The organism is Vibrio maritimus (assembly GCF_021441885.1).
Lineage (GTDB): Bacteria > Pseudomonadota > Gammaproteobacteria > Enterobacterales > Vibrionaceae > Vibrio > Vibrio maritimus_B.
Genome location: NZ_CP090438.1, coordinates 2,722,474 through 2,737,751, shown reverse-complemented (window position 1 = coordinate 2,737,751; position 15,278 = coordinate 2,722,474). Strand labels below are relative to the sequence as shown.

The following is a 15,278-nucleotide window of genomic DNA, read 5'->3' as shown; positions in this document are numbered from 1 at the left end:
AAAGAGGATGCCGATATTTTTTTATACTGTTTTGAGGCGATGTTGTAGTGACTTAGTCTGACAGATTGTTAGTAAATCGGATGTTACCGAAAGTGTCTCGAACTACGTATCCTCTGTCATCAAATGAGACATTGCCTAGTTGATTGGCGAATACGGGGTAAACCTTCCACTTTTCAAGAGTTACATCGTCTCCGATGCTCTGTCTCCATTTGAGAGCGTAGTCCAGAGAATCGAACACCATGTAGTCGGCTGTGTTCTCCAACAAACTACATTCTTGCGTACTTAGTTCGCTGTAATATTCATGCAGCAGTTCGGAATTGAGCTGATTTGCATGTTGTGCCAATTGATTTGCTTGGTCACGCATTGCCCACATTATTTGATTGTATTGGTCCTTACCTACAGCCATAGATGAAATCTTGATACGTTCAATAAACTTCCCTTGAAGAACATTTTTATTTGAGCACCGTCCAAGCTGAGAATACATCCGTGCATACTCTCTTCCCCAGTCGTAAAACTGTGCGTATTTTCCATCTGGAATAGGGTTATAAATCGAGATTATTTTCCTTCCAACTATGTAACTCGTTGGTTCTTGGTCGATGACATGAGAAGTGTTTGCACATGCAGCTACTGATAATGAGAGCAGTGCTAACAAGGTAGGTTTTATCATGTGGGTTTCAGTTTTCTGGTACATACTGAGTATATAATAACACAAAGCATCTGGGGCTTGGGCAGTCGTACTTATGTGTAAAGTAGACCTTATCGACTAGCATTGCTAAAGCGATTCAAAGTACATATAAGTTCAATCAGACATTAATAATTTTAGGTAACTCTTATGAAAAAACACTTAACTATCTTCTGCCTATTACTACCAAGCGTGACGTTAGCGAAAACTTACACTACAGCTCAGATTAGTTGTCAGCTTGATGAGTATTGGGACCCAACGGAGATTCATAGTTTCATTTATACGGATGATAAAATGGTAAGTTATGGCAGTACCTTTGAGCTAGAAGTCATCAAGCCAATGACGGAAGACGAGAACGGCGTTATAACAATGGAATACAACATTGCTGACAACGGTGATATGTACTTTTGGTCATATGACCCTAGATACAAAACATTTCAATATAAGTTCTTAAAATACAAAGAGAATGGTGAGGTTATGTGGATCGGTACAGGTCAAGAGAACTATAAACGCTGTAAGGCAAACTTTAGTTAGCTTTCGAGTGGGACACTCTTCACAGCTACAGTAGTACTGTCTTACAATCACGTCTCACTCGTGAAGTGACAAGCTATTAAACGCATGAACTGTATGGTTCCTATCGATACTCGCTTCTAAGGGGGGGCGTAGGTTCGAATCGGGTGTGCCATTTTCTCCCTCTTTTTTCTATCAGGCTTTCTCAAGTCGACCTCATCACTAGTTTAAAACAAAGTCACTATCGCGTATTTGTCGTTTAGTCTTCGTATTTTGTCTGCATCCAATTGCCTTAAGAACTGATTAGCATCTTCTGACAATATCAATGTTTTACTGTTACTTTTGAAATGATATAACATAACGATTATTGTTATTATCCTAGTGCTTACAAGACAGCACTGCTCTAATTTCAAGAGATTCATTCTATGCGGCGTTATTTTTCTTTACTGCTCCTTGTGCTTTTCTCTGCCTTCTCTCACGCACACCCTCATTCATGGATCGGCAATGAATTGAAGGTAAACGGTGACGGCACTGAAGTAGAGAGTTTGACGATGACATGGACCTTTGACCCATTCTCAAGTGCGTATGCGCTTGATGGGGATTTCTCGGTTTTTGATAATGAGGAGAGTGCTCATAAGGAAGCGTTAAGATTGATGCGGAATCTATTGAACACTCACTACTTTACCTACCTGTATACGAATAACGCACCACTGAAATTTAGACTTCCCGAAGTGTATTCACTGAGCAGGCAAGGGCGGCGAATGGTGCTGAACTTTACCCTGCCGTTATCGAGAAACGTAGATTTGACCAAGGAAGAGTTGGATATCCAAGTGTTTGATAACACTTATTACATCGATATTTCTTGGCAAAATAGATCGACTATTTCTTTAGGGGAAACCCTCAATCCACACTGTCAGTACGAGTTAATCACGCCAACCCCTTCTCAAGACATCATTGATTATGCGATGTCGCTTGGTGTCGATGATGTTGGTGATGATGATCTCGGCAGTCACTTTAGCCAAAGAGTGAGTCTATCCTGTGGATCATAGCGCAAAGCAACGCTGGTTTTTTTTTGTTGGTGCCGCACTGTTATTGATTGTGGTGGTCAGCGTCGTGAACGAGCTGAATGTTATCAGGCAGTACTTAGTCACTACGCAAAGAACGTTGCTTTCAGGCTTATCTGACTATTTCGATCTTATTGATACAGGCGACAGAACGGCTCTAGTACTGACGTGTTTGTTTACTTTTGTGTACGGTTTTGTTCATTCCCTTGGTCCAGGACATGGTAAAAGCGCAGTAGTTTTTCTTGTATCAGCAGAGTCGATCAGCAAGCCAAAGATTGTCGGTACTTGCTTGCTACTTAATGTGATGCAAGGTGTGGTCACTGCAGGCGTCGTAATTGCCGCGAACCAAGTATTATCGTTAGGCTATCGGCAGTCACTCGGCTACGTATCTTCAATCAATCAATGGGTTGGCGTTGCCATGAAGTTATTTGGTGGGTACTTACTCGTATTGCTCATCGTGGCATTGATAAAGCAGTGGCTTCGCTCTAATGCGAAGGAGACCACCAGTACGCCTAGCGAACAGTCGTCACTAGTAGGGCTCTTCTTGTATGGACTTAGACCATGCACGAGCACGTCGCTTATCGCGCTATTTACGTTGCTTTGGTTTAACTGGAGCTTGGCCGCAGCTCTTGTTGTTTGCAGTTTTTTGGGAAGCTTTCTCGCTTTAGTCGTCGTGGTCTTTACCAGTCGCAAAGTGCTGGATTACTCCTCTGAGCGCTTTTCTGCATCGACACAAGCGCCACAGCGCTGTTTCTGGCGCGATGCAAGCAAACGAGTTTTGCTGGCGACGTTTTATTTACTGGTAGGGTGGGTATTTTGGACCACGGGTCACCTTCAGGTCTCGCCGATATTGTGATTAAACGTCAATAACATTGTGCATCAATCTCAAGCTCTATAGAATGCGCGGGTCTTCATCTTGATAAAGAGAACTCGTGATGTCTTTTTCTAAACTCGGCTTAAGCCAACCTATTCTTGATGCAGTAGCATCGCTTGGCTACCAAAAGCCAACCACGATTCAAACGAAAGCGATCCCGATTGTCCTAAAAGGTGAAAACCTGATTGCGGCGGCGCAAACTGGCACGGGTAAAACCGCAAGCTTTGTTTTGCCGATTCTTGAAATGCTGAGCCAAGGTGAAACGCAGCGTAAAAAACGCGCGCGTGCGATTATCCTCACTCCAACCCGTGAACTCGCACTGCAGGTTAATCAAAGCATTGAGGCTTACGCACAACATTTATCACTTAAGTCGATGGCCATGTTTGGTGGTGTTGATTACGCGCCGCAGAAGCAAGCTCTGATTGATGGTGTGGATATTGTTGTGGCCACGCCGGGTCGTTTGATTGACCTTTATGGTCAGCGCGCTATTCATTTTGATGAGCTGCAAGTTTTAGTGCTGGATGAAGCCGATAAGATGCTTGATATGGGCTTTATCGATGCCATCAACAAAATCATCGCTCGTGTACCAGAAGATGCACAGAACCTTTTGTTCTCTGCCACGCTTTCGAATCCAGTTAGGGAGTTAGCGAGATCGGCGATTCGCGATCCGGAAGAGATCTCGATTACCAAACATAGTGCCTCGAAAAGCAACATCAAGCAGTGGATCGTGACCGTCGATAAAGATATGAAGTCATCGTTACTTAGCCACATGTTGCAAACTAACGATTGGAAGCAGGCGTTGATTTTTATCGAGACCAAACACGGTGCGGCCAAACTTGTTAGCCAACTAGAGAAACGCGGCATTGCAGCGGAAGCTTTCCACAGTGGGCGTAATCAAAAGGTCCGTCAGCAACTGATTGAGTCGTTTAAAGCAGGTGAGATCCAATATCTAGTCGCAACGGGTGTTGCCGCTCGCGGTATTGATATTGAGAACCTGCCTGTCGTTATCAACTATGATCTCCCGTACCCTGCCGATGAGTATGTGCATCGAATCGGCCGTACCGGTCGCGCTGATGCTGCAGGTGAAGCGGTGTCTCTGGTGTCTAAAGATAACTTCAAGAATCTATGTATGATTGAAAGTCGACTAGGACACCTTCTGGAGCGCGTTGAGATTGAGGGTTTCATCCCGAGAAAACCGGTACCTATCTCTATTCTGAACTATGTGCCGAAGCACAAGCGCGAGCCAAAACAAGATTAATTCCTTCCAAAAGAGAAGACTTTTCACCGCTGTTTACTAGGTTATTGTTATTCCAAGTAAACAGCGGAGGATATGTGCGACGATTTCTCACCATATTCGCTCTTTGTAGCGCATCACAATTCAGTTTTGCTGACGTGTTTGAAGGCTTTCCTGACATCATAGTTTGCGAGGTCGGTCAGCCATATCGCCCGGGTGCTTTAACCCTTTCTGTCGAATATCAGAATGAGAATAAAAGTGTCTATTATCGAAGTAGCGATGGGAAGCAGTTTGTTAAACTGGATAGAAAAGGGTTGGTGTCTGCAGCGAGCAAAAGCACGAAAAATAGTTGTGTGGGACAAACTTTGAGTAGTCTCAAAGCCAAAGGTAAAACGTATTCCTACACGCTTATAGAGTAAGAGCTCCCAGATACTAGGAGCTCTAAAAAGCGGTTAGTCGACTTTCTCAATGAGTAGCGTGATGCCATCAACATCTATCACTTTGACCATAGTGCCCGAGGGCAAAGGCTGGTCACTGTATGCTGACCACGAGGTGTCGCCAAGTTTGATACGGCATTTTCCGCGGTTGATATCTTCTTCTAAAATGGTCGTTTGACCGAGAAGCTGTTTGTCTTTTTGGTTAAGGTCTCGCTGTTGATCGGAGCGTTTATCGACCTTGTGCTGCTTACGCCACCAGAGCCAGGTGAGTGCGAGAGAGAATACACCAAAGCTCACCCATTGTAGCTGCCAGCTGATAGGAACAAACGCCAACACGATACCGACCAGCATCGCGGAGATACCAAGCCACAACATATACCCAGCCGTGCCAAGCAGTTCACCGCAAAGCAGAAGTAATCCTAGTGCTAACCAGTGCCAGTAGTTAACTTGGCTGAGTAATTCAATCACGCTTTATCCTCTTTGTTGCTTGCCTTGGACTGATTAAACATTTCGGCAACGCCAGCAATGGATCCCATTAGCCCCGTCGCCTCTAGTGGTAGCATAATGATCTTGCCATTTTCAGCTTGCCCGATAGATTTCAGAGCATCGGTATAGCCTTGAGCGACGAAGTAGTTGACCGCCTGCATGTCACCCTGTGCAATCGCATTCGATACCATTTCCGTTGCCCTTGCCTCGGCCTCGGCGGCACGTTCGCGAGCCTCTGCTTGAAGTATAGCAGCCTGCTTGTCACCTTCTGCCTTGAGGATCTCCGCTTGTTTCTGACCTTCAGCGCGAAGGATCTCTGCTTGACGAACCCCTTCAGCTTCAAGGATCTCAGCACGTTTGTTACGCTCGGCTTTCATCTGCGCATTCATCGCTGCTGTTAGGTCTGCTGGTGGCTGAACGTCGCGGATTTCAATGCGGGTTACCTTCACACCCCAAGGGTTAGTTGCTTCATCGACGATGGATAGCAGTTTTGTATTGATTGAATCGCGTTGGCTGAGCATTTCATCGAGCTCCATAGAGCCAAGCACGGTACGCATGTTGGTTAGGGTTAGATTGCGGATCGCATGCTCTAGGTCGTTGACTTCATAAGCCGCTTTTGCAGCATCGACAACTTGGACGAAACAGACGGCGTCAATCACGACATTCGCATTGTCCCGTGAGATGACTTCTTGCGGTGGAATGTCCAGTACTCGCTCCATCATGTTGACTTTGTTACCCACACTGTCGATGAAGGGGATGATGAGGTTTAAGCCTGGTTTGAGGGTATGGGTGTAGCGCCCAAATCGTTCTACGGTCCAGTTGTTACCTTGCGGAACGGTTTTTACACCTGCGACGATAAAGACAACGGCAACGAGTATAAACCCGCCAATGGTGATCATTGCATCAATAGCCATGACAATTTCCCTGTATTAAAAATGTACTTCTTCTCAATAGTATACAGTTTAGTTGAGACATTTATGTGTAATGAAGTGTATTTTTGCGATTGATAATTATCAAATGTATCAGCAGTTTATACGCAAGGCTAACCATTGTTGGTCATGCCAATATGATAAAAGGGACCCAAAGGTCCCTTCTATTAATGATGAAATAGTGAGCGGCTAGTAGAGTAGTGAATACAACTGACGGCGGTATTTTGCAGCAATTGGGTTGCCCTGACCTAAAGCCGATAAGATATCCATAAATGACTTTTTAAGATCGCCGTCAAGGGCGTTTAGGTCGCGGCTCAGTGGTGTCCACATAAGCTCAAGCGCTTCTTCGTCACGGTTCACTTGGTGATACTGTAAGGCGAGCTCAGCAACGATCTTAAGGTCTTCAGGGGTGGCTTTTAGAGCCGCTTCAAGAGATTGGATCTCTGGGCTGTCTGCTGCTTGTTTATGGAGTTCAAGTTTGGCTATCAAACTCTTATAGAAATTATCTTTGTACTCCATTGGAATGGTGTTCAGTACCGCTTCCGCTAGATCAAATTGATTGGTTTCCAGTAAACACTGAGCAAGGGCTAATTTGATTTCACCTTTTTGCTTGTATTCATCAGATAAGCTGCCAAGAAGGTTAATCGCAGCTTCGTATTCACCTTGCTGAGATAACTCCAGTGCTTTTCGTGCATTTAACTCATCCTCACTCGGAAGGTGTTTAGCGAGCATTGCCTTTACGGCCTCAATTGGCTGAGGACCACCAAGGCCATCAACAGGTTGGCCGTTCACAAACAGAGCGATCGTTGGTAGCGCTTGTACACCAAACTGACCGGCAATGGCTTGCTGCTCTTCACAGTTAAGTAGTGCTAGGGTAAAAGCGCCTGCGTATTGCTCGGTGAGCGCTTTAAGCGATGGGATAAGCTGAGCGCTTTCTTCACTCATTGGTGCCCAGAAATGGATGAGCACGGGAGCGGTCATTGAGCCTTCTAATACTTGGCGAAAGTTCTGTTCGTTTAAGTCCACAATGGTCGCAGGTTGCATTGCGTGTTCCTTGTTGGTGATTTCTATCGTTATCCTTTCAAGATTGGTATCAATGACAGAAAATTCAAGGTTATGCGGTGAGAAACGGGGATTTTAGATGCCAAAACGCCGCGTCCGAGAACGCGGCGTTAATGGATTCCAGAACGGTAGCAAGCAAAGGTGTCTAGAACATTACGAAGTAAGCTAGTGTAACCCCCACAGCTAACCAGTTAAGCTGATTTAGCGTCATTTTCGTTGTAATCCACGTGAATGCTGTGAGTCATTTATTGCGGGCATCAAGTAAAGTAGGGCTTTGATGCGCTATGTGGTTTAACCACGGTGAACAATATAATGTTTGTTTGTGACACTAAAATTACAAATGATCATTTTTTATGCGGCTTTTCGCAGAATAGGATCTAACCACTTGCTTGGAAGGATCCGTTTTAGTACGGCAAATACTTTTGTTGGCGTGGTCACACGATAACGAAGCTTTGGTGTGTTTGACTCAAGTGCATGCAGCAATGGTGGAATACAAGACTCTGGCGGCAGCACGAATTGATTGCCAGATGCATCTGCCGATAAACGGCTGAGTTGCTGCTCGTACTGTGCCCGATGAGCGCTTGTTTCGACATTAATCCATTCAAGAAAGGCGCGCTTTGCATTGGCTCTAAATTGTGTCTCGATAGGGCCGGGTTCAATCAAAGAGATATGGATCCCAGTTTGATACAACTCGAGTCGAAGCGTATCGGTCCAGCCTTCGAGAGCAAACTTTGAAGCGTTGTATGCGCCTCGATATTTCATGGCGGCAAAGCCTAATACCGAACTATTCTGGATGATACGCCCTTCACCCTGAGCTCGCATAATAGGTAGTATTTGCTTGGTGAGTTCATGCCATCCGAACACATTGGCTTCAAATTGAGCTCGAAGTGCCTCGGTAGGTAGGTCTTCTAGTGCGCCTGGCTGTCCATATGCACCATTGTTGAAAAGACCGTAAAGCTTTCCTTCTGTGAGTGCGAGGGTTTTCTGTACAGCAAGTTTAATACTTTTAGGATCGGCAAGATCAAGCTGGATACAGGTTAAACCTTCTTTCTGAAGGCGTGCGACATCGGCATCTTTTCGACAAGAGGCGATGACTTGATATCCTTGCTTTTTCAGCGCGTGCGCGGCGACATAACCGATGCCACTTGAGCACCCTGTGATAAGAACTGACTTTGCCATTACTAAGCTAACCCTATGATTTATTTCTATCTACCTTACCGACAGTTCATAGGGAGTAGCAAGCATTACCGTGCGTTACTGACGATGTTTTTTAATGCAGTATCAATGTGAGGAAAGGAGAAGTTAAAGCCCATCTCCGTTAACTTTTTGGGTTTGGCTCGTACGCTATCAAATAACAAGCAAGAAGATTCACCCATGGCCAGTTTCAATGCCCATTTTGGGGTCATGAGAAAATGGGGTCTGCCGAGTGTACTAGCAAGGGTTTTACTGAATGTGGCGTTAGACACCGCATGTGGAGCACAGAGATTATAAGGACCTACGGCATGATCAGTTTCTAACAAGAACACTATACCCCGTACCATATCGAGAAGGTGGATCCAGGGCATATACTGAGAACCATCGCCAATGGGGCCGCCAACGCCTAGCTTATATGGCAACATCATTTTTGCCAGCGCTCCGCCGCCATCCCCCAGTACCACTCCGGTTCTTAAGATACAGACGCGAGTTTGATCAGACTGCGCGCGCATCGCTATTTCTTCCCATCGGTCACAAACGGTATGAGCAAAGTTGTCTTGATGTACTTTTAAGCTTTCATCAAATGGGTGGTCTTGTTGGTCACCATAGTACCCAACCGCAGACCCACTGATGAAGGTGGATGGGGGTTTCGTGCTAGCGTGGATTAACTCAACGATCTTCTCAGTAACCTTCCAACGGCTATCGCAAATTCGCTTCTTTTGCTCTGCACTCCAGCGTTTATCGGCGATAGGCTCACCTGCCAAGTTGATAACAGCATCAAACTCGTTGAGGTCGTTATAGATGTCGAGAGATTCTATGTAGTCAATGTTGCCAAGGTCAGTGTGGTTTAGCGTACGTTTGGCTGAGGCAATGTCGCGGGTAAGCAGAGTCACACTATGGGTGGTGAGATGCTTGAGTAACTCTCTTCCGATAAAGCCGGTCCCGCCGGTTAATAACAGCTTCATTGTCTCTCCTCTTCCGGTAGCGAACGGCTACACACGGCACGCCTCATCTCGGGCATTTGGGTTTAAATATAGCAACGAATCAGGGAATTAACTAACTGATCTATCCTGCGTATTTTGGCCTATTTGGCCCAGTTATATATGTAGCACAGCGGGTTTGGTTCACAAAAACGTGACTTGGTAAAGGTGAGCATCGACAGTGTCACTTGTGTCACATTTTCTTACACTTATCTTTGCCATGATTATATTAGTGAAAGCTGGATAAAGGAGGTGCACCATGCAAGGTCTGAAATCACTCCTTGGCGCTATGATAAATAGTTTTAAGGACCTTATGCCCATCGTCCTAGTCGTTTTGTTTTTCCAGCTTGTCGTGCTTCAAGAGCCTCTCCCTAACGTCCTCTCTATCTTGTTTGGTTTGCTCCTAGTCGTGCTCGGATTAACGTTTTTCGTGTTCGGTCTGGAAATGGGGCTATTTCCTATCGGCGAAACCATGGCGCAATCTTTTGCTCGTAAGGGCAGTGTGTTTTGGTTGATGGTGTTTTCCTTCTGTTTAGGCTTCGGCACCACTATCGCAGAGCCGGCTTTGACCGCTGTCTCTGCAGAGGCAGCTGAAGTGGCTGCAGAGGGCGGGATCATCGCGATGACCGAAGAATCAATGCAAAGCTATGCTGATGGTTTGCGCTTATCGGTCGCAGTGTCCGTTGGCTTGGCCATCGTTCTTGGTGTTCTGCGCATTCTAAAAGGGTGGCCTATTCATAGGCTCATCATAGGTGGCTATATTGGGGTGGTTATCCTGACAGGGTTTGCACCGGAGTACATTATCGGCGTGGCGTATGACTCTGGTGGGGTGACAACATCAACCATTACCGTTCCTTTGGTCACGGCGCTTGGTGTCGGGCTTGCGAGCACCATTAAAGGTCGAAACCCCATGCTCGATGGATTTGGCTTAATCGCCTTCGCTTCCTTGCTTCCTATGATGTTCGTGATGATCTATGGGATGGTGATGGTATGAGCTTTGTGTGGGAGTTTTTTTATACATTGTTGATGACCATAAGAGACGTCACGCCAATTATGGTGATTATCTTTGGATTTCAGTTTGCCATCCATAAAAAGCCTATCGCTAATCCGCTCAAGGTGATGATTGGGTTTGGCTATGTGATTGTGGGCTTGAGTTTATTTCTCGTCGGATTAGAGCTAGCACTGTTTCCGCTCGGGGAGACGATGGCGATGCAGCTTACCGCTCCTGATTTTTTGAACCAAGTGAGAGTGACGGTAGGGGACTCGCTTGAGTGGATCGATTACTACTGGGTATATCTCTTTGCGTTTTGTATTGGTTTTAGTACCACCATCGCCGAGCCATCGCTGCTGGCAGTAGCGATAAAAGCCAACCAGGTGTCTGCGGGAGCAATCTCGGTAAATGGTCTTAGAATCGCGGTTGCGTTAGGTGTCGCTGTCGGTATCTCACTTGGCAGCTATCGTATCGTAGTCGGTGATCCAATCCATTACTACATCATTGCAGGCTACATACTGGTCGTGATTCAAACCTATTATGCTCCCAAGTTTATTGTACCGCTCGCTTACGACTCGGGCGGCGTGACGACCTCAACCGTGACTGTGCCCTTGGTGACTGCTTTGGGCCTTGGTCTTGCCTCGACTGTACCGGGTAGAAATCCCATGATAGACGGTTTTGGGCTTATTGCATTTGCCAGCTTGTTTCCAATCATTTCAGTGATGGCCTATGCCCAGCTCACTCAGTATTTAACGGCGCGTTCCTCTGTAAGTCAGAACTCCAACGAGGAACAAACAGCCAAACACTCAATCCCCTCTAAGGAGAAGAAAAATGCGCTTTAAACTGATCCTTGCGTTTGTAGAAGATAGCAAGACGGAAAAGGTATTGGACGCCGCCCGAGAGGCCGGTGCAACCGGTGCAACAGTGATCAACAATGCGAGAGGTGAAGGCCTTAACAAGAAGCAAACCTTTTTCGGGCTCACTTTAGAGGTGCAAAAGGATGTGGTGCTGTTTGTTGTTGAAGAGCATCTATCTCGCCATATCTTGGAGACTATTAGCCAAGTTGGGGAATTTGATCAAACCTCAGGGCAGGGGATAGCGGTGCAGATAGACATAGAGGATGCAGTGGGTGTCGCTCATCAAGTAGAGACATTGACCAAAGTCGTGGAGGACGAACTATGAGTCAGCAACAAAAAGTTAGCGTACGCGATGTAATGGCTAATACGTACGTCATGGTGGACGGAGTAAAGACCGTACACGATGGTATCGTGCTTGCGAAAGAACATAGAGTTAAGGCGCTGGTGGTTGAAAAGCGCAATGACGATGATGAGTTTGGCATTGTCTTGATGAATGACATCGCCAAAAAAGTGTTGGCTCGTAACCGCTCTCCTCAGCGTACTAATATCTATGAAATTATGACCAAACCAGCATTGTGTGTGGACCCCGATATGAATGTTAAGTACTGCGCAAGGCTATTTGAACGCTTTGGAATAAGTCGGGCCCCCGTCATAGAAGATGGACGGGTCATTGGTATGGTTAGTTACAATAACATCGTAGTGAACGGTATGCTTGGTTTAGATTAGCCCTGCACCTTGGCCACTAAGTTCGATACAATAGCCACATAGAAAGTGTTGGAGATATATCAATGAAACTGTTCTTTGCATCGGACTTACATGGCAGCCAAGAAGCCACCGAGCAAGTGCTGGAGCAATACCGTCGCTCAGGTGCTGATCATCTTGTAATTTTGGGTGATGTACTAAACCACGGACCAAGAAATCCTGTGCCGAGTAGCTACAACCCGCCTAAAGTGGCCGAGCTTCTCAATGCATACAAGCAAGATATCATTGCAGTACGTGGCAACTGCGACAGTGAAGTGGATCAAATGCTGCTTGAGTTTCCGATGATGAGCGACTACGCCTGGGTCATGTTGCCAACGGGTCAACGTTTGTTCCTAACCCACGGCCACTTGTACAACAGTGATAAACGACCTGCGTTAAAAAAAGGAGATGTGATTGCCCACGGTCATACGCATATTCCAGTTGCTGAATGGCAAGGAGAGCAGATCATTTTCAATCCAGGCTCTATTACCTTCCCTCGTAATGAGTTCGCCGCGAGCTTTGGTCTATTAGAGGATAATAGACTCAGTGTTCAAACCTTTGATGGTGAAGTGCTAGCGTCTATCGAGTTGTAACTCTCTTCTTTGTCTCAAACCATTTCCAAGTAACGAGTCATCCCCTTGAAAAAGGGGATCTCACATAGCGCATGGTGAATTACATTTACGCGACATAGTCTCTATTGGATTGCTAGCTACGCGCTGTAAAAGATCTTCACGTGCGTGAAGATGACGACGGACTTATTTTTTGACGATTGAAAGCCAAATGACAGGCATAAAAAAACGCAGCGGATAAGCTGCGTTTTTTCTACTTCGAGTTAACTAATTACTTAGTTACGCGTAGTACAGGTGTTTCGCCAACAGTCACGGCACCAGCAAGCTTGTTAAGCTCTTTGATTTCGTCCATGTTAGAGATAACTACAGGCGTTAGCGTTGATTTCGCTTTCTCTTCTAGAAGAGCTAGATCGAATTCAATGATAGTGTCGCCAGCTTTAACAGTTTGACCTTCTTCAGCGATACGCTTGAAGCCTTCGCCTTTCAGTTCAACTGTGTCGATACCGAAGTGAACAAATAGCTCGATGCCGTCGTCAGATTCGATTGAGAACGCGTGGTTCGTTTCGAAGATCTTACCGATAGTACCGTTTACAGGAGCTACCATCTTGTCGCCAGCTGGCTTGATTGCAATACCGTCACCAACGATTTTCTCAGCGAATACTACATCTGGCACATCTTCGATGTTTACAATTTCACCAGAAAGAGGTGCGATGATTTCAATTGCACCAGTGTCAGCGCTGTCGTCAGATACTAGCTTCTTCAGTTTGTCAAACAGACCCATGTCGTGCTCCTAAAGGTTTGATTTTAATCCAGTCAATTATATTAGCTGTTTGTCTTTTCTGCGATAAATTTTTCGACGTGTGCCTCAATTTCTGCAGCAGTCGCCATTTCTAGCGCTTCATCAGCCATTGCTTTTACTTCTGCGAAGTTAGCGTTACGGATAACTTTCTTAACCTTAGGAATCGAAATACCGCTCATACTAAACTCGTCTAGGCCCATACCTAGTAGAAGTAGAGTCGCACGTTCGTCACCAGCAAGCTCACCACACATACCAGTCCACTTGCCTTCTTTGTGAGAAGCATCAATCACTTGCTTGATTACTGTAAGAACAGCAGGTGATAGTGGGTTGTATAGGTGAGAAATCAGCTCATTACCACGGTCTACAGCTAGAGTATACTGAGTTAAGTCGTTAGTACCAATACTAAAGAACGAAACTTCTTTAGCTAGGTGATGGGCAATCGCTGCCGCAGCAGGCGTTTCAACCATTACACCGATTTCGATATTTTCGTCAAATGCTAGACCTTCAGCACGAAGTTCTGCTTTGTACTCTTCGATTGCAGCTTTCAGCTCACGAATCTCTTCAACAGAGATGATCATTGGGAACATGATACGTAGCTTACCGTGTGCTGATGCACGTAGGATACCACGTAGCTGGTCACGAAGAATTTCACGACGGTCCAAGCTGATACGTACTGCACGCCAGCCTAGGAACGGGTTCATTTCTTGAGGTAGGTCTAGGTATGGTAGGTCTTTATCACCACCGATATCCATAGTACGGATAATTACCGCGTGACCATTCATTGCTTCCGCAACTTCTTTGTAAGCTTGGTACTGTTCTTCTTCAGTAGGAAGAGCAGTGCGGTCCATGAATAGGAATTCTGTACGATACAGACCAACACCTTCACCGCCGTTACGGTTGATGCCATCACAGTCTTTCACTGTACCGATGTTACCGCAAACTTCTACACGGTGGCCGTCTAGAGTTTCTGCTGGTAGGTCTTTAAGTTTTGCTAGTTCTGCTTTTTCAGCAAGGAACGCTTCACGTACCGCTTTAGCTTCATCAATCTCAGCTTGAGTTGGGTTAACAATGATCTTGTTGTTCATTGCATCAAGAACCAACATGTCGCCGTTGTTCACTTTCTTAGTGATGTCGTTAGTACCAACAATAGCAGGAAGTTCTAGTGAACGCGCCATGATAGAAGTGTGCGAAGTACGACCGCCGATATCACATGCGAAACCTAGTACGTAATCAAGGTTGATTTGCGCAGTTTCAGATGGCGTTAGGTCGTAAGCAACTAGGATAACCTCTTCATCGATGTCACCTAGTGAAACGATGTTGATGCCTAGTGCGTTCTTAACGAAACGAGTACCGATATCACGGATATCAGTTGCACGCTCTTTAAGGTATTCATCATCTAGAGATTCTAGTGCAGTCGCTTGCTCTTCAATTACTGTGTGAATCGCGTTGTCTGCAGATAGTTTGTCTTTCTTGATGAGTGCTAGGATTTCTTCTTCTAGCTCTTCATCTTCAAGAAGCATGATGTGGCCTTCGAAGATAGCCTCTTTCTCTTCACCAAAAGTCTCAAGCGCTTTTTGCTTAACAACTTCTAGCTGTTGTGCAGACTTGTTGCGTGCGTCGAAGAAACGCGCAACTTCCGCTTCAACTTGGTCGTCTGAAATGGTCGACGTGTTTAGAACAATCTCGTCTTCTTGAAGTAGTAGTGCTTTACCAATAGCAATACCAGGAGATGCTAGGATGCCTGAAATCATAGCTTTACCTTTATATGGTCTAGTGTATTAAAGATTGGATAGTTTTTAGCTACTTATAATGTGTAGCTGATAGCCTGAGCTATTTCCAATAAAGCCATTCTGTTTTCACAAAATGGCT

The 15,278-nt window shown here is 45.6% G+C and carries 18 protein-coding genes; 10 read left to right on the top strand and 8 right to left on the bottom strand.

The window, feature by feature from the left end; all coding sequences use genetic code 11:
- Window positions 1–52: 52 nt before the first annotated feature.
- Window positions 53–406: a hypothetical protein gene (locus LY387_RS12520; protein WP_234494352.1), complete on the bottom strand. Its 354-nt coding sequence runs from the start codon at window positions 404–406 to the stop codon at window positions 53–55.
- A gap of 426 nt (window positions 407–832) precedes the next feature.
- Here LY387_RS12520 and LY387_RS12515 point away from each other — a divergent pair, with 426 nt between their 5' ends.
- The 5 genes from LY387_RS12515 to LY387_RS12495 all read left to right on the top strand — a co-directional run bounded on the left by LY387_RS12515 (window position 833) and on the right by LY387_RS12495 (window position 4,783).
- Window positions 833–1,216: a hypothetical protein gene (locus LY387_RS12515; protein ID WP_234494351.1), complete on the top strand. Its 384-nt coding sequence runs from the start codon at window positions 833–835 to the stop codon at window positions 1,214–1,216.
- A 401-nt stretch (window positions 1,217–1,617) separates the two neighbouring features.
- Window positions 1,618–2,241, top strand: a complete 624-nt coding sequence (locus tag LY387_RS12510; RefSeq protein ID WP_234494350.1) for a DUF1007 family protein — start codon at window positions 1,618–1,620, stop codon at window positions 2,239–2,241.
- Window positions 2,231–3,112 carry a hypothetical protein gene (locus LY387_RS12505; protein WP_234494349.1) on the top strand — a complete coding sequence of 294 codons (882 nt, stop codon included), beginning with the start codon at window positions 2,231–2,233 and terminating at the stop codon, window positions 3,110–3,112. Before LY387_RS12510 ends, LY387_RS12505 begins: the two co-directional genes overlap by 11 nt.
- Window positions 3,113–3,191: 79 nt before the next feature.
- Window positions 3,192–4,388 carry a DEAD/DEAH box helicase gene (locus LY387_RS12500; protein ID WP_234494348.1) on the top strand — a complete coding sequence of 399 codons (1,197 nt, stop codon included), beginning with the start codon at window positions 3,192–3,194 and terminating at the stop codon, window positions 4,386–4,388.
- A gap of 74 nt (window positions 4,389–4,462) precedes the next feature.
- Entirely contained in the window at window positions 4,463–4,783 is a 321-nt protein-coding gene (locus LY387_RS12495; protein ID WP_234494347.1) for a hypothetical protein, read from the top strand.
- Between the two features lie 33 nt (window positions 4,784–4,816).
- Here the strand turns inward: LY387_RS12495 and LY387_RS12490 are convergent, their stop codons facing one another.
- The 5 genes from LY387_RS12490 to LY387_RS12470 all read right to left on the bottom strand — a co-directional run bounded on the left by LY387_RS12490 (window position 4,817) and on the right by LY387_RS12470 (window position 9,437).
- Window positions 4,817–5,269, bottom strand: a complete 453-nt coding sequence (locus LY387_RS12490) for an NfeD family protein (RefSeq protein ID WP_197058802.1) — start codon at window positions 5,267–5,269, stop codon at window positions 4,817–4,819.
- The gene (locus LY387_RS12485; protein WP_234494346.1) at window positions 5,266–6,201 is read right to left on the bottom strand and encodes an SPFH domain-containing protein; all 936 of its coding nucleotides are present in this window, start codon (window positions 6,199–6,201) and stop codon (window positions 5,266–5,268) included. The genes LY387_RS12490 and LY387_RS12485 overlap by 4 nt, the downstream gene beginning before the upstream one ends.
- A gap of 204 nt (window positions 6,202–6,405) precedes the next feature.
- On the bottom strand, window positions 6,406–7,260 hold the full coding sequence (locus LY387_RS12480; protein WP_234494345.1) for a co-chaperone YbbN: 855 nt from the start codon (window positions 7,258–7,260) through the stop codon (window positions 6,406–6,408).
- Window positions 7,261–7,629: 369 nt separating this feature from the next.
- Window positions 7,630–8,457, bottom strand: a complete 828-nt coding sequence (locus LY387_RS12475) for an SDR family oxidoreductase (RefSeq protein ID WP_234494344.1) — start codon at window positions 8,455–8,457, stop codon at window positions 7,630–7,632.
- Between the two features lie 65 nt (window positions 8,458–8,522).
- Complete coding sequence (locus LY387_RS12470; protein WP_042476510.1) at window positions 8,523–9,437, bottom strand: TIGR01777 family oxidoreductase; 915 nt, start codon at window positions 9,435–9,437, stop codon at window positions 8,523–8,525.
- A 274-nt stretch (window positions 9,438–9,711) separates the two neighbouring features.
- Between LY387_RS12470 and LY387_RS12465 the strand changes: the two genes are divergently transcribed.
- From LY387_RS12465 to yfcE, 5 genes are all read left to right on the top strand, one after another.
- Complete coding sequence (locus LY387_RS12465; RefSeq protein WP_234494343.1) at window positions 9,712–10,446, top strand: DUF1538 domain-containing protein; 735 nt, start codon at window positions 9,712–9,714, stop codon at window positions 10,444–10,446.
- Window positions 10,443–11,285: a DUF1538 domain-containing protein gene (locus LY387_RS12460; protein WP_234494342.1), complete on the top strand. Its 843-nt coding sequence runs from the start codon at window positions 10,443–10,445 to the stop codon at window positions 11,283–11,285. The genes LY387_RS12465 and LY387_RS12460 overlap by 4 nt, the downstream gene beginning before the upstream one ends.
- Window positions 11,275–11,625 (top strand): P-II family nitrogen regulator, encoded by a 351-nt coding sequence (locus LY387_RS12455; RefSeq protein WP_128647826.1) that lies wholly within the window; start codon window positions 11,275–11,277, stop codon window positions 11,623–11,625. The genes LY387_RS12460 and LY387_RS12455 overlap by 11 nt, the downstream gene beginning before the upstream one ends.
- Window positions 11,622–12,026, top strand: coding sequence for a CBS domain-containing protein (locus LY387_RS12450; RefSeq protein WP_234494341.1), 405 nt, complete (start codon window positions 11,622–11,624; stop codon window positions 12,024–12,026). The genes LY387_RS12455 and LY387_RS12450 overlap by 4 nt, the downstream gene beginning before the upstream one ends.
- A 62-nt stretch (window positions 12,027–12,088) precedes the next feature.
- Complete coding sequence (yfcE, locus tag LY387_RS12445; RefSeq protein ID WP_234494340.1) at window positions 12,089–12,634, top strand: phosphodiesterase; 546 nt, start codon at window positions 12,089–12,091, stop codon at window positions 12,632–12,634.
- Window positions 12,635–12,881: 247 nt separating this feature from the next.
- Here yfcE and crr read toward each other — a convergent pair whose 3' ends face one another.
- Together crr and ptsI are read right to left on the bottom strand one after the other, a co-directional pair.
- Window positions 12,882–13,391 (bottom strand): PTS glucose transporter subunit IIA, encoded by a 510-nt coding sequence (gene crr, locus LY387_RS12440; RefSeq protein ID WP_042476521.1) that lies wholly within the window; start codon window positions 13,389–13,391, stop codon window positions 12,882–12,884.
- Between the two features lie 41 nt (window positions 13,392–13,432).
- Window positions 13,433–15,160, bottom strand: coding sequence for a phosphoenolpyruvate-protein phosphotransferase PtsI (gene ptsI, locus LY387_RS12435; protein WP_042476525.1), 1,728 nt, complete (start codon window positions 15,158–15,160; stop codon window positions 13,433–13,435).
- Window positions 15,161–15,278: the final 118 nt, after the last annotated feature.

Excerpts from the sequence above, each read along its gene's own strand:
- LY387_RS12520 (WP_234494352.1), bottom strand. The coding sequence starts at position 406 with ATGGCTGTAGGTAAGGACCAATACAATCAAATAATGTGGGCAATGCGT.
- LY387_RS12515 (WP_234494351.1), top strand. The coding sequence starts at position 833 with ATGAAAAAACACTTAACTATCTTCTGCCTATTACTACCAAGCGTGACG.
- LY387_RS12510 (WP_234494350.1), top strand. The coding sequence starts at position 1,618 with ATGCGGCGTTATTTTTCTTTACTGCTCCTTGTGCTTTTCTCTGCCTTC.
- LY387_RS12500 (WP_234494348.1), top strand. The coding sequence starts at position 3,192 with ATGTCTTTTTCTAAACTCGGCTTAAGCCAACCTATTCTTGATGCAGTA.
- LY387_RS12485 (WP_234494346.1), bottom strand. The coding sequence starts at position 6,201 with ATGGCTATTGATGCAATGATCACCATTGGCGGGTTTATACTCGTTGCC.
- LY387_RS12480 (WP_234494345.1), bottom strand. The coding sequence starts at position 7,260 with ATGCAACCTGCGACCATTGTGGACTTAAACGAACAGAACTTTCGCCAA.
- LY387_RS12475 (WP_234494344.1), bottom strand. The coding sequence starts at position 8,457 with ATGGCAAAGTCAGTTCTTATCACAGGGTGCTCAAGTGGCATCGGTTAT.
- LY387_RS12470 (WP_042476510.1), bottom strand. The coding sequence starts at position 9,437 with ATGAAGCTGTTATTAACCGGCGGGACCGGCTTTATCGGAAGAGAGTTA.
- LY387_RS12465 (WP_234494343.1), top strand. The coding sequence starts at position 9,712 with ATGCAAGGTCTGAAATCACTCCTTGGCGCTATGATAAATAGTTTTAAG.
- LY387_RS12460 (WP_234494342.1), top strand. The coding sequence starts at position 10,443 with ATGAGCTTTGTGTGGGAGTTTTTTTATACATTGTTGATGACCATAAGA.
- LY387_RS12455 (WP_128647826.1), top strand. The coding sequence starts at position 11,275 with ATGCGCTTTAAACTGATCCTTGCGTTTGTAGAAGATAGCAAGACGGAA.
- LY387_RS12450 (WP_234494341.1), top strand. The coding sequence starts at position 11,622 with ATGAGTCAGCAACAAAAAGTTAGCGTACGCGATGTAATGGCTAATACG.
- yfcE (WP_234494340.1), top strand. The coding sequence starts at position 12,089 with ATGAAACTGTTCTTTGCATCGGACTTACATGGCAGCCAAGAAGCCACC.
- crr (WP_042476521.1), bottom strand. The coding sequence starts at position 13,391 with ATGGGTCTGTTTGACAAACTGAAGAAGCTAGTATCTGACGACAGCGCT.
- ptsI (WP_042476525.1), bottom strand. The coding sequence starts at position 15,160 with ATGATTTCAGGCATCCTAGCATCTCCTGGTATTGCTATTGGTAAAGCA.